At 51.7% G+C, this 13,673-nt stretch carries 11 protein-coding genes; 1 reads left to right on the top strand and 10 read right to left on the bottom strand.

The window, feature by feature from the left end; all coding sequences use genetic code 11:
- Window positions 1–70 precede the first annotated feature (70 nt).
- The 6 genes from LA360_RS18900 to LA360_RS18875 all read right to left on the bottom strand — a co-directional run bounded on the left by LA360_RS18900 (window position 71) and on the right by LA360_RS18875 (window position 6,614).
- Window positions 71–853 carry a tRNA1(Val) (adenine(37)-N6)-methyltransferase gene (locus LA360_RS18900; RefSeq protein WP_051077474.1) on the bottom strand — a complete coding sequence of 261 codons (783 nt, stop codon included), beginning with the start codon at window positions 851–853 and terminating at the stop codon, window positions 71–73.
- Window positions 843–1,775: a PSP1 domain-containing protein gene (locus tag LA360_RS18895; RefSeq protein ID WP_002594182.1), complete on the bottom strand. Its 933-nt coding sequence runs from the start codon at window positions 1,773–1,775 to the stop codon at window positions 843–845. Before LA360_RS18895 ends, LA360_RS18900 begins: the two co-directional genes overlap by 11 nt.
- Window positions 1,776–1,810: 35 nt before the next feature.
- Complete coding sequence (holB, locus tag LA360_RS18890; RefSeq protein ID WP_022203397.1) at window positions 1,811–2,800, bottom strand: DNA polymerase III subunit delta'; 990 nt, start codon at window positions 2,798–2,800, stop codon at window positions 1,811–1,813.
- A 193-nt stretch (window positions 2,801–2,993) separates the two neighbouring features.
- Window positions 2,994–3,755 carry a response regulator transcription factor gene (locus tag LA360_RS18885; RefSeq protein ID WP_002594184.1) on the bottom strand — a complete coding sequence of 254 codons (762 nt, stop codon included), beginning with the start codon at window positions 3,753–3,755 and terminating at the stop codon, window positions 2,994–2,996.
- A complete protein-coding gene (locus LA360_RS18880) occupies window positions 3,748–5,466 on the bottom strand; it encodes a sensor histidine kinase (protein ID WP_022203398.1) in 1,719 nt (572 codons plus the stop codon). The genes LA360_RS18885 and LA360_RS18880 overlap by 8 nt, the downstream gene beginning before the upstream one ends.
- Window positions 5,463–6,614: an ABC transporter substrate-binding protein gene (locus LA360_RS18875; protein ID WP_002594186.1), complete on the bottom strand. Its 1,152-nt coding sequence runs from the start codon at window positions 6,612–6,614 to the stop codon at window positions 5,463–5,465. The genes LA360_RS18880 and LA360_RS18875 overlap by 4 nt, the downstream gene beginning before the upstream one ends.
- Before the next feature lie 175 nt (window positions 6,615–6,789).
- On the opposite strand from LA360_RS18875, the gene LA360_RS18870 reads away from it, so the two are divergent.
- Window positions 6,790–7,644: a hypothetical protein gene (locus LA360_RS18870; protein WP_022203399.1), complete on the top strand. Its 855-nt coding sequence runs from the start codon at window positions 6,790–6,792 to the stop codon at window positions 7,642–7,644.
- 306 nt (window positions 7,645–7,950) lie between these two features.
- On the opposite strand, the gene LA360_RS18865 is transcribed toward LA360_RS18870, so the two are convergent.
- The 4 genes from LA360_RS18865 to LA360_RS18850 form a co-directional block, all read right to left on the bottom strand.
- The gene (locus LA360_RS18865; RefSeq protein WP_002594189.1) at window positions 7,951–9,390 is read right to left on the bottom strand and encodes a phosphoglucomutase/phosphomannomutase family protein; all 1,440 of its coding nucleotides are present in this window, start codon (window positions 9,388–9,390) and stop codon (window positions 7,951–7,953) included.
- A 69-nt stretch (window positions 9,391–9,459) separates the two neighbouring features.
- Complete coding sequence (locus LA360_RS18860) at window positions 9,460–11,112, bottom strand: ABC transporter permease (RefSeq protein WP_002594190.1); 1,653 nt, start codon at window positions 11,110–11,112, stop codon at window positions 9,460–9,462.
- A complete protein-coding gene (locus LA360_RS18855; protein WP_002594191.1) occupies window positions 11,106–12,185 on the bottom strand; it encodes an ABC transporter ATP-binding protein in 1,080 nt (359 codons plus the stop codon). Before LA360_RS18855 ends, LA360_RS18860 begins: the two co-directional genes overlap by 7 nt.
- A 179-nt stretch (window positions 12,186–12,364) precedes the next feature.
- Window positions 12,365–13,492 carry an ABC transporter substrate-binding protein gene (locus LA360_RS18850; RefSeq protein WP_002594192.1) on the bottom strand — a complete coding sequence of 376 codons (1,128 nt, stop codon included), beginning with the start codon at window positions 13,490–13,492 and terminating at the stop codon, window positions 12,365–12,367.
- Window positions 13,493–13,673: the final 181 nt, after the last annotated feature.

Below are 13,673 nucleotides of genomic sequence, written 5' to 3'. Positions count from 1 at the left end.
CTCCCTTCTATCCATTGGGCGCTTTGCGTCTGTTTTTTTAGACGCTTTCCCTCATAAGTCTGATAATCCGTCAATATCCGTAGGTGGTCCGTATCTCCCGTGAATACTCCCCGTTCTGATCAAAGACAATGACCGGGGCTTCCATCTTAAGGAGAGGACCGCCTCCCCTCACGGCCTCTATGAGCACCATGTTGGCCTCCCGGTCCGCATAAGGGTGAACCATCTTCATGCGCTTTGGCTCCAGGCCATGGCGCTTCATGACAGTAATAATTTCAATCAGCCGTCTGGGCCTGTGGACCATGCAGAAACGGCCTCCCGGCTTCAGTACCCGGGTTCCCTCCCTCACCACATCCTCCAGCGTACACTTCACCTCATGGCGGGCAATGGCCTTGGCATCCCCGGGATTCTTAAGCCCATGGGATTCATTCATATAAGGGGGATTGGCTGTTACCACATCAAAAGAAGCCAGTGCAAATAACCTGCTGGCCTCCACTAAATCGCCGGTGACGATGTCTACCTTGCCTTCCAGATGATTATATGCCACACTCCGCCTGGCCATGTCCGCCGACTCTTCCTGTATCTCCAGACCGGTAAAGTGGCTTCCCTCAGTCTTAGCCGTCAGGAGGATGGGGATGATGCCCGTGCCTGTTCCCAGGTCCAGCACCTTTTCCCCCTTTTTCACAACGGCGAAGCCGGACAGAAGGACGGCGTCCATGCCAAAGCAGAATGCGCCCTTCCTCTGGATAATTCCGTAATGGTTGCGCTGCAAATCATCGATCCGCTCGTCGTCCCGCAGCATGATGGTACCTTCCTGACGCCAAGTGTGTTTCACCGTAACTGTATCAGTTGTCATCCAGCTTCGACTTTCCTTCCTTCTTCTCAAGGGCTTCCAGCTGTTTAAGCTCTGCGTCCGGCGTGTCGCCTCCGTGCTTTTCCCCGCCGCCTTTGCCCTTCTTTTTCCTGGGCTTGAACTTGAGCTGGTCCACCTTGTATTCCCTGATTTCTTTCTCGTCCCGTTCCACGGTCACAATGACCTTAACCTGCTGGCGCAGCACGTTGACGCTGTGTACCTCGCCCTTTAACCCGTCGCTTGTGGTCACATAGTCTCCCGGATTGGGAAGCTTGCTGTTTAACACCTCGTATGTTTCCTCTTCATTTTTAAGGCAGCACATAAGGCGTCCGCACACACCTGATATCTTGGTGGGATTCAGGGAGAGGTTCTGTTCCTTTGCCATCTTGATGGACACAGGAATGAATTCAGACAGATAGGAATGGCAGCAAAGCGCCCTTCCGCAGATGCCGATGCCTCCCATAATTTTAGTCTCGTCCCTGACTCCTACCTGGCGCAGCTCAATCCTGGTCTTAAACACGCTGGCCAGGTCCTTCACCAGCTCCCTGAAATCAATTCTGCCGTCGGCAGTAAAGTAAAACAGCACCTTGTTGTTGTCAAATGTGTATTCGGCGTCAATGAGCTTCATCTCCAGGTGATGCTTTTTGATTTTTTCCTGGCAGATTTTAAAGGCATCCCTTTCCTTCTGCTTGTTCCTGGCCTCTGCCGCCTCATCCTCATCCGTCGCCATGCGGATAACTGATTTTAAGGGCGGGACCACCTTGGATTCATCCACTTCCCGGTTTCCCAGGACCACATACCCGTATTCAATGCCCCTGGCCGTCTCCACGATGACGTGGTCGCCTGTTTTAATCCGGCGGCCTGCGGGGTCAAAATAATATATCTTTCCTGCGGTGCGGAAGCGCACCCCGATTACTGTAATCATTCTGTGTTCTCCTTCTCTTACAGCCCTGACACGTTCTAATTCTCCTTCATGGTAAGAAGCATCAGCTCCATGACCAGTTCGGTGTTCACGTTGGCGTCCAGCCTGATTCTGGCCTTGTCAATGGCTTCCAGAATTTTCTCCAGACCGTCATAGCCGCTTGTGGTGCTGATACTCTTGACAGCGGAGAATTCATCCTTGAATATCAGCAGGTTAATATCCTTTGTGGTTTTATACATCAGGATATCCCTGTACCACATCTGCATAAAGTCCAGGCATTCCCGGATATCCAGGTTCTCCTCCTTAACCTTGTGGATGTAGTCTAAAAGCCCGGATATATCCGTATCCTTGATGTGCTTCAGGAGATGGAGCATCTCCCTGTACATCACCCCAAACGCCTCTGACCGGGCCAGATGGATGGCCTTGCCCAGATTGCCCCTGGCAAAAGCGGCATAAATATCAGCCTCGCTCTCATTTTCTCCCAGAGACTGAACCAGATATTCCTTCACCACAGAATCCTTTAAGGGCTTCAGCTTAAGCTGCACACACCTTGACAGGATGGTGGGCAGGAACGCGTCCTGATTGGTGGTCAAAAGCAGGATAACTGCATAGGCAGGGGGCTCTTCAATGGTCTTAAGAAGGGCATTCTGCGCCTGTACGGTCATCTTCTCCGCCTCATCCACTATATATATCTTATAATAACTGCTGTAGGGACGTACCTGGATGGTATCATTAATCTGCTCCCTTATATCGTCCACGCCGATGCTGGCGGGCTTTTCATGTGTCACGTAAATAAGATCCGGGTGGTTTCCGGAAAGTACCTGCCTGCAGGCATGGCACTGCATACAGGGCTTTGCCGTCCCCTTCTCGCAAAGCAGGCTGAGGGCAAATGCGTTAGCCAGGGATTTCCTTCCCATGCCTGCCTCGCCGCTCAGTATATAAGCATGGGAAACCTTCCCTGTCTGCACTGCGTTGCGGAAATGTTCCTTTATTTGTTCATGTCCTAATATATCGTTAAATCCCAACATAGTGATTGGTTCCCCCTTACGCTGCCGGCCTGGTTTCCAAAAATCCTGAAAATGCCCTAAACCGGTATATCCGGACCTCCATCCCGGCAGGGACAGACATCCTCAATAAGTATAGCATAAGAATTTTTCAATGTATAGTACTACATTTTTCCCTGCTTTCCCTGTTTATTATAACCTGTCCGGACTGTTGCAGCTATCTGCACCTGTCCTGATACTCCGACGGTGATACCCCCAGTATCTTCTTAAACTGCGCGCTGAAATAGGCTGTATCTGAATATCCCACCTGGTCCGCCACCTCGTATACCTTTACCCTGCAGTCCTTTAACAGGTTCATGGCAATCTGCATCCGGTAATAGGCCAGATAGTTGGTAAAGGTGTAGTCGGTTTCCTTCTTAAAGACTCTGCTTAAGTATCCCTCGCTGATTTCCAGAAAAGCGGCTACGGTACTGATGGTGATATCTTCCCGGTAATGTTCCCTGATATACCGGGTGGCCGCCTCCACATACTTGTTCTTGGATTTTTTATCGGAATGAAAGCGCAGGACCGGGGCAGCGTCTGTTTCCTCCTCCCTTGGCGGGCGTTCTTCCATCCGCTCTCTGATGTGCCCCACCGCATGTTCCAAATCTCCGTCCCTCAAAGGCTTCAGTAGATAATCGCTGACTCCCAGCCTCAGGGCGCTCTGGGCGTATTTAAAATCGCTGTAGGCGGTCAGGATAATAAATTTGGCGCGGCAGCCCTGTTCCCGCAGTTTTGTTATCATCTCCACGCCGTCCATTCTGGGCATCTTCACATCCGTCACAATTATATCCGGGGACAGGCGGACCGCCAGCTCTGCCCCTTCCTCCCCGTTCGCAGCCTCCCCTGCAATCACACAGTCCAGGGCCGCCCAGTCAATGGTCAGGATAATCCCCCGCCTGACCATTGTCTCGTCTTCCACCACAATGACTTTATACATCCGGTACCTCCTTCTGAACCGGCAGCCTGAGGGTGACGGTAGTCCCATCCTCCGTGACAGCTGCCTTCATACCATACTCCTGTCCGTAATATATTTTCAATATGTTGATAACATTGTATAATCCCAGATGGCCGTCCCTCTTTGCCGGAGCGCCGCTGTTAATCCAGTCCGCCATCCCCCGGCTCATGCCGCATCCGTCGTCAGTCACCGATATGTTCAGTATTCCCTCTTTCTGGAACGCGTAAATGCAGATGTAGCCGTGCTCGCATCCTTCCAGCCCATGGATGATGGCGTTCTCAACCAGGGGCTGCAATATCATCTTGGGCACCATACAGTCCTCCAGCTGATCCGGTATCTCTGTCTCATACAGGAACCGTCCTGTAAAACGTATTTTCTGTATCTCCACATAGCTCTCGATGGTCTCCAACTCCTCCCTCAGGGTGATGAAGGGCCGGCTGGATATGCTCTTTCTCAGGATGACAGCCAGATTTTCCGCCAGCACCGCAATCTCAGGCACCTGGTTGATCCTGGCGCTCCATTTGATGGAATCCAGGGTATTATAGAGGAAATGGGGATTCAGCTGGGTCTGATACAGCCTGAGGGTGGTCTTATTTAAATCCTTCTGCTTCTGCACCGTATCATCCAGGTACTTCTGAAGGTCCCCGGTCATCTGGTTAAAGCTTTCTGTCAGCCTGCCCAGTTCATCCTGACGGTTGGTGCGGATGCGGATGGACAAATCCCCCTTCTTCACCTTTGCCATGGCCTTGTCCAACAGGCTCACCGGCTGGCCGATGCTCCGGGACAACGCGCCTGCTATGAGGAGGCAGAGCACCAGTCCCAGGCCGGACAGCGCAAGGCTAACCGTACCCATGGTGCGCACGGCCGGGGCGCTGATGGGTGCCGAACAGCGCAGCAGGATGTAGAAGCCCTGGGAAGGTTCCCTGGTCCACAGATATTTGGTATAAACCCCCTTTTTCTCCGTCCCGCCCTGGCCCGATATGGTGTGCCCTATAATATCACTGATTTCACGCTCCCCGTATTCCGGCCTGGAACAGTAAAGGGGCTTTTGGTGGGAATCCAGTACCAGCAGCGTATCGCCGGACGAATAAAAACCGTTCAGCACGTTGTCGAAATTTTCCCTGGTAAAGTTCAGCACCACATACCCGGTTCTGGCACCATGGGTGCTCTCCAGAGAGAATGCACCCTGCATCAGAACGTCGCTGCCGGATGACGGCAGGTAAGGGTCCGTCCTGTAATAGGTGATTCCCTGTTCCTCCGACGCCTTGTTGAGCAGTCCCCAATTCACAGGCAGACGGCTGCTCTTAGGCGCTGTATCCGTCGTAAAACGCAGTTTTCCGCCAGCGTCGTAGATGCAAAACTGCGCATGGCTGTAAATCTCCTGAACCGCCTGGTACATGGACAAATACAAATCCTTCTGGAACTCTATGGTCTTATTGTCAATCATGACCCAGGCCGCGGAACCGTCCTCTGTCAGCGTTTCACAGGCTTTCTGGCAATTCTCTAACAGCTGGGTAAACCGTTCCCTGACTTCTTCCAGCTGCTGGTTTCCGTCCACGGTTATCTGACGGTTGATTGAGGCTGTAAACAGACGCATCATCACAACACTTGAAAATGTAAGGGGCACCAAAGCCACCAGAAGGCAGCCCAGGAATACCCTGGCCTTAAAAGAGAGTCTCCTGTACCACTTCATTCCACAGGCCTCCCTTCCCGCCGGGACAGAATGCCGTTCCACCTGGCCAGTACGTCCTTCTTTTCCCTGGTAAGCTCCTCCAGGTCCATCTCAATCAACGGCAGCCTGCCAATGGGAGAAAGTCCCGGCAGCGGCGGCACATCGCTTCTCACGGAACGGCGGTTTAAGTCAGACACCAGAATCCTCTGGGTATCCCTGCTCACCGTAAAATCCAGAAACTGCCTGGCAGCGTCAGGATTCGAGCATCCCTTTACAATGGCCGTACCGTCCGGAAGGGCCGTGGTCCCCTCCTGGGGATAGATATAATCCACGTCGGCCCCCTCTGACAGCAGAGCCTGGGCGGACTCCTCCATGGTGACCCCAAGGGAATACCGCCCATCCAGGATACCGGCATTTACTTCCTGCATGCTGTTCAGGGTGCCGTATTCCAGATTTTCCATAAACTGTTCCAGGTAATCCCCCCTTTTCTCCCATGTATGGACAGCCGTCACAAGGGCAGCCGAATACACATCAGACCTACGCGGGTCCACAAAGGCAATCCTTCCCTTCCACCTGGGCTCCAGAAGGCTGTTCCATCCCACCGGCAGTTCGCGGTAGGTCACCACATTTGTATTGTACATGATGACCAGGGGCAGGGCGGAGAAGCTGGTCCACCGGTTATCCTCACATTGGAAGCTCTCTGTTATAAACGCTGCTTCCGGACTTTTATATACCTGCCAATGTTCCTTAGACTGTTCCAGTGTCTCTATGCCCACTCCGAACACCACATCCCAATCCGGCCTTTCCTCCTCATACTCCAGCCTGCCTGTCATTTCCTCGGAGGACCCCCGTTCCACCTTCACCATCAGGTTGGTTCGCTCCTCAAATTCCTTGATGATGGGTTCGTATATCTCTTCCTCCTGAGCCGTATAGAGAACCAGGTCCGGCACAGCAGGCATGGGAGCTGTCTCCGGCCCTGACTGGCACGAAGAAAGAACAGCCGTGCAGAAAAGGCACAGGATGGAGAATGTGAATTTTCGTTTTCCCCCGGCAGCCCTGCCTGGGCCGGCGGCCGCCGCTTTTATACTCCTTACAGCCGCCTTCATCCCCCTCGAAGCCGCCTTCATACTCCTCACATCTGCCTTCATACCCATGACAGTCTCTTTCATCTTAATGTCCGTTCCTCCCCCCTGGCATTGGCGCCTCAATGCCAATCAGTCCCGTTTGCTACATTATACCAGAGAAAAACCTATTTTTCCATTGACGAAGCCATTGAAATCATTCCCGTCCCGTGTTACCCTTAAGACAGAACGCGGGAATTATCGTTAAACGGAGGCAAACAATATGGGAGTCCAAATCATTGAACAATTTATCTGCTCCAAATACCCGGACCAGCAAACATGCGAGGACGGCCTTTTTATCAGCAGTGACTTTATCGCTGTCATAGACGGTGTCACCAGCAAGGGAGAGCTTACATGGCCGGAGCCGTCAGAGGGCGGAGCCGGTTTTCTTCCTCCTATGACCAGCGGGCGCTATGCCAGGGAAATACTGACACAGGCTCTTAAAACCATGGAGCCCGGCATTGACGCCGCTTCTGCAATGGAATATTTAAACCAGGCCCTGGCAACGGCCGCCGGCGGCCGCCGCGATTTCCTGAGGGACCACCCTGAGGAACGGCTCCAGGCAGTAGTCATCCTGTATAGCTGTCAGAAAAAGGAGGTGTGGGCCTTTGGGGACTGTCAGTGCCTTATAGGAGATACCCTTCACTCCCACAGCAAGGAAATTGACGGCCTCATGGCGGAAATCCGCTGTCTCTATAACCAGGCTGAACTTATTTTAGGAAGATCCGAGGATGAATTAGCCCGCCATGACCCGGGCCGGGCCTGCATCCTTCCTCTGCTGCGCAGCCAGTTCCTGCTGGCCAACCGGGACCGGCCCTATGGTTATGATGTGCTTGACGGTTTTGCCATCCAGCCTCATCATGTATCCGTCTATCCGGTGCCGCCCCAAACCCAGGTCGTGCTGTCCAGCGACGGCTACCCCGTATTAAAGGGCACCTTGGCTGAAAGCGAGAAAGCCCTGGATGAACTGCTGCAAAAGGACCCTCAGTGCCTCCGGGAAAACAGAGGAACAAAAGGGCTTGTAAAAGGAAACCGGAGTTTTGATGACCGGACCTATGTGCGGTTTGTGGTTTTGTAACCAGAGCCTGATTTTCCCTGATACTCTTAATAAGGATGACCGCCGCTGCAGCGCCTGCGGTACATGTTCCGCAATCTACACTCCGGAGAAACAGCATATCATGGAAATGGTTGCATAGGATATGGACAGTGCTCCATATTCCTCGTTGCTAAAAAAGGCCGCGATCCCACTGGCTCATGCCAATGAAACCGCAGCCTCCATCGTACAATAATACTTAAACCCCTTAACATTTGACTTCATTAACCCTGATTCAAATATTTCTTCAGGCCTGCCCCAAACAGCCGCTCCCGCTGTCCGGTCCGTTTCCTACAGTCCCAGATACTCCTCAAACAGATTGCACACCCTGACCGTATCCGGCTCATGCTCCATCTCACAGAATATGCGAAGCAAAGGCTCTGTACCTGAGAATCTGGCGATAACCCAGCCGCCGTTCTTAAAATATACCTTGCATCCGTCCATATAGGAAACATGGTCTGTCTCAAAGGGCATTTCCGGCAGTTTCCTTTCCTCCATAAGGATGTTATGGATTCGTTCCTTTTCCTCAGGCGTGAACCTGTAATCCCGCTCTGCCATATGGATGGCTCCATATTCCTTCCTGATATCCGCCGCAATCTCCGACAGCTTCTTACCGCTGACAGCTATCATCTCCACCAGAAGTGCCGCCGCATAAATGCCGTCCTTTCCGTGTATATGTCCCTTTACCGTCAGTCCTCCTGAGGACTCGCCGCCTATAATGGCATCCGTTTCCTGCATTTTCGCGGATATATGCTTGAATCCCACCGGCACCTCGTAGCATTTCTGTCCAAAGCTCTCCGCCACCTTGTCCAGCACATGGGTGGTTGCCAGGTTGCGCACAGCAGGTCCCCGCCATCCCTTGTATTTCAGCAGGTAATAATAGAGCATGACCAGTATGCCGTTTGCGTGGAGATAATGTCCCTGGTCATCAATGACCCCCAGCCTGTCCGCATCCCCGTCCGTGGCTATGCCGATATCACAATACCGGTCCAGCACATAATTCTGGAGATTCCGCAGAGTACGCTCCGTGGGCGCCGGCATCTTTCCGCCAAACAGGGTGTCGTGCCTGGAATTAATGGTTTCTATGGTGCACCTTGCAACGGAAAGGATGGTGCTCAGCGCAGTCAGGCTCACACCGTACATGGGGTCAATGGCAACGCGCAAATCACGCTCCTTGATGGCGTCCATGTTAATTACGGAAATGATGTTATCCAGATATTCGTTCATGGGATTGATTTCCCTGACCATGCCCTGCCTTACAAGCTTCAGGTAGGATGGAGGCGGCATCTGCCCGTTTTCCTCCTCATTGGGTTCATAGAGCTTCTCTGCCTGTTCCAGGTAATACTCAATCTCCGCTGTCTGTCTCTCATCCGCATCCCGGCCCCCGTATGTAAACACCTTGATTCCGTTATAGATGGCCGGATTATGGCTGGCTGTCACCATCATGCCGTAGCTCAGCTCATGCTTCATCACATAGAACATTACCAGGGGAGTAGGCGAGCTGCGGTTTACGAACCACACCCTGATTCCCTGGTTTCCAAATATTTCGCAGGACCATATGATGGCCTCCTTTGAAAGGAACCGCCTGTCATACCCCATGACAACGCCCTGGTTCTCCACGCCTTCTTCCTTCATCTTAAGGCATATGGCCAGCGCCAGCTTCTGTATGTTCTCCTTTGTAAATTCTTCCCCGATGATGGCTCTCCAGCCGCCCGTCCCGAACTTTACCATATGTTTTCTCCTCATTTTCCTCATAAAAGCCTGAAGGTTTCCACAAAACGCTTCAGGCTTTTGCACATACTACACGATTGACACCTTTCCTTTGCTCACCTTCAGGAATATCAGCAGCATGACAACCGTACTCACAGTCAGAATCGACGCCAGCGCCGCCGCGGTGCCATAGCTGTTGCGGACCACCTCAGTATAGATGGCTACGGAGATGGTACTTGTCTTGCCGCCATAGAGCATGACGCTGGATGACAGCTCATTGATACAGGTAATCCAGCTGAGGATGGCTCCGGACAGGACGCCGGGCGCCATGAGCCTGGCGGTCACCTTGCCGAAGGTCTTCATGGGCGACACTCCCAGACTGATGGACGCCTCCTCCACACTTGGGTCCATCTGCTGCAGGAAGGCGCTTCCCGACCGAACCGTATAGGGCAGCTTCCTGACCACAAAGGCGATAATGATGATCAGGGCCGTACCTGTAAGAATCACTGGAGGCTTATTGAATGCAACAATTAAGCTGATACCGAGAACAGCTCCGGGAATGACAAACGGAAACATAATAATTAGGTCCATCAGCTGCCCGGCCACGCCCTTCTGGCGGACCACGATATAGGAAATCAGCATACCCAGCGCTATGATGAACACAATGGCAACCGTGGAAAATACAAATGTATTCCTGATGTTGGTCCACAGGCGGTTGAATATGGTGATATAGCTGCCCAGGCTGAACCCTTTCTGGAAGCCCGTGAAATCACATTTGATAAAGCTGGTGATGAGCACCACAATCTGAGGCAGGATTCCCACAAAGGTAACCAGCATCACAGGGAATGTGACCAGGAAACGCTTGAATCCGCGAAGCACCTCTTCCTTTGGCGGACGCATGGCTGTCATGACGTAATTCTTTCTGGATACATAATACTTCTGCACCAGCAGCACTGTGGTGGAACAGAGCACGATGATAACAGACAGTGCGCTGGCCAGATGGGCGTTGCCGCCAATCTCACTCATGTATTCATTGTATACCAGAACCGGAAGAACCATGTAGCCCTCGCCGATGAGCATGGGGGTTCCGAAATCAGCCAGGCTGGTCATGAATACCATGATGGCTCCAGCCGCGATGGACGGAAGCACCACCGGAAGGGTAATGGTCCACAGCCTGCGAAACTTATTGCTTCCCAGATTCTCCGCGGCCTCCTCCAGGCTGGAATCAATGCTTCCCATGGCCCCTGAGGTATACAGATACACATATGGGAACAGCTTAAAGGTAAATACGATGATAATACCCATCTTGCCGTAAATGCTTGGCAGATGGATGCCGATATTTGCAAACAGACTGGTGATAAAACCGGAACGTCCAAACAGGGTAATCCAGCTGTAAGCCCCGATAAAGGGCGGGCTCATAAGGCTCATGATGATGAAAATGTGGATGAACCGCTTTCCCGCCACATTATATCTGGACATGACATAAGCGATGGGCACACCCACCACCAATGTTGTGAGTGTGGTGACCACGGACACAAACAGGCTTCGCCCAAGGGCGTTGTAATAATACTTTTTTGTAAAGAACCGGATATAGTTCTCCAGGGTAAAACCGGCTGCATTTTTTGAAAAGAAGCTTCGTGTAATCAGGGTGCAGAAGGGATAAAACAGGAAAATAAGCATGAATCCCACTACCAGTACCTTGACCCAGAACCAAAAGTCCAGCTTTTTTTGCGACTTTACCATGAAATCACCTCCTGGTTCCGGGCGTCGTAAACTCCTACCGCGTTGATATCGAAGTTAACCTTGACCCGCTGTCCGTCCGGGCGAAGTTCCCGGACATCCTTGGTGTACTCGTTGAGCTGTACGGTCTGTCCGTTATCCAGTTCAATCTCATATTCAATGAAATCTCCCAGGAAGGTGGATATCACGATTTTTCCCGGCAGACCCTCCTTTTCGTCAAAAAACAGCTGCTCCGGTCTGGCTGAAATGATGCCCTCTCCCTTAAAGGGAGCCTTCAGACTGCATGTAATCGTGCACTCGCCCTTGATATCAAGGACAGCCGCCTCCGGATTTTCACCGTTTACATCACATTCCACGAAATTGGAGACCCCTATGAATCCTGCCACAAAAGTGTTCTGTGGTTTTTTGTATATATTCTCAGGGGATCCCACCTGCATTACCTCGCCCTCTTTGATAACCGCGATACGGTCAGAGATGGCCAGTGCCTCCTCCTGGTCATGGGTCACATAAATAGTGGTGATCCCCAGCCGGCGCTGCAGCTTTTTGATGACTGTCCTCATCTGCACCCTGAGCTTTGCATCCAGGTTGGACAGCGGTTCATCCATCAGCAGCACGCCCGGCTCTATGACAAATGCCCTTGCAAGGGCCACCCTCTGCTGCTGACCGCCTGACAGCTCGTTAGGCTTTCTGTCCTTCAGATTCTTAATCTGAACCAGGTCAAGGGCCTCCTCCACCTTGCCGGGAATCTGGTCTTTGGGATATTTTTTTGCCTTTAAACCATAGGCCACATTCTCTGCCACAGTCAGATGGGGGAAAATGGCATAGTTCTGGAACACCATGCCGATATCCCTTTTGTGGGCCTCCAGGTTATTGATGACCTTGTCGTCAAAGCGGATTTCTCCGCCGTCCACGCTGTTAAAACCCGCTATCATTCTAAGCAAGGTGGTCTTGCCGCATCCGGAGGGCCCTAACAGTGTAAAAAATTCGCCCTGTTTTATCTCCAGATTCACTCCCTTTAACGCTGTAAAATCACCGTACCTCTTAACGGCGTCCTTTATGATAACTCCATGGCTCATACCAGTTTCCTCCTTATATGCTGACGCTGCCTGTATCCCGGCCCATCTTCCAATCCTGATTCAATCATATCCTTTACGTGAAAGACTGTCCCGCCCTTCCGGGTCCGGACAGCCTTTTCACCGTGTTACTCTGATTCTTATCTCTGCTGCTTATATATAATACGCAATACTCCCACAGGTTAATCTACCATGATGTCATTGAAATGCTCAATGATGGCTTCCTTCTCATTGGCTGCCCAGTCAAAGTCATAGTCAACCAGAGGAATGTCCTCCAGTTTAGCCATGCCTTCGCCAACTTCCATGTCGCTTCTTACAGGACGGCGGCCCCAGTTTTCACTCTGCTCTGTCTGGCACTCTTTAGATGTAACGAAATCAATAAACAGCTTAGCGTTCTCCTCATTGGGGCATCCCTTAACCAGGGCCACGCCATCCGGTACTGCGCTGGTTCCGTCCTTAGGATATACAAATCCTACCGACGGGTCATCCTTGTACTGCACAGCGGCCTTCTCCAGAGTCAGTCCCACATAGAACTCACCGTCAGCCACCATTTTATGGCACTTGCCTGAAGAGTCAACAATCTTTCCGTCCAGGTTATCATATAATTTCTTGATGAAATCCCAACCGTCTTCCTTGCCGCCATGGCCCAAAATCATGGTACATAACTGTGTGTAAGCGGAACCGGATTTGGACGGCAGACAGTACGCAATCTTGCCCTTCCACTCAGGCTTTGTCAGGTCTTCCCATGTCTCAGGAATGGTCAGGCCGTCCTTCTCAATCAAGTCTTTGTTATAGAAAATAACCATTGGCAGCGGACTCTCGCCAATCCACAGTCCGTCCGGGTCCTTGTAAGCAGCTCCTATAAATTCGTCGTTAGCGCATACATAGGGCTCAAAATATTCTTTGAAGGCTGCCAGGGAATCAGCGCCTCCGCCCCACAGTACATCCGCGATGGGATTGGCTGTCTCGGCCGCAATACGGTTGCACAGCTCGCCGGTACCTGCCGCCACTACCTCAACCTTGACATTGGGATACTTCTCCATGAACAGGTTAACGCCTGCATTCAGAGGATCTGCGTCATGGGGCGAATATACCACCACGGTTCCCTTATAATCCTCAGGAGCCTTCCCGCCTGTAGCTTCCGCCTCTGCCTTAGTCTCCTCTGCTTTGTCCTCCGCTTTGGTATCAGCCGGTGCCTCTGTGGCTGCAGGAGCTGCCGTGGTATCGGCCGCCTTTTCACCGCCGCCGCATGCTGCCAGGCTTAAAACCATCATTGTTGCCAGTGAAGCTGCTAAAAACCGTTTCTTCATAATACACCTCTCCTTTTATATCATATTTTCAGTTCACGTATTCATTGGGAGTTTTTACCTCCGATAGTCATATTATATGACTTTACTGTGCGCTTTTCCATTTGTTATTCTTACATTTCTTTTGTTATTCTGAACTATTGCATATATTTTATGATATTTTTAATCTTTATATATGTATATT

Origin of the sequence: Enterocloster clostridioformis (assembly GCF_020297485.1) — a bacterium.
In the GTDB taxonomy this organism is placed as follows: Bacteria; Bacillota; Clostridia; order Lachnospirales; family Lachnospiraceae; genus Enterocloster; species Enterocloster clostridioformis.
Note: the sequence above shows the minus strand (reverse complement) of the source record. Positions and strands in the feature narration are given on the sequence as shown.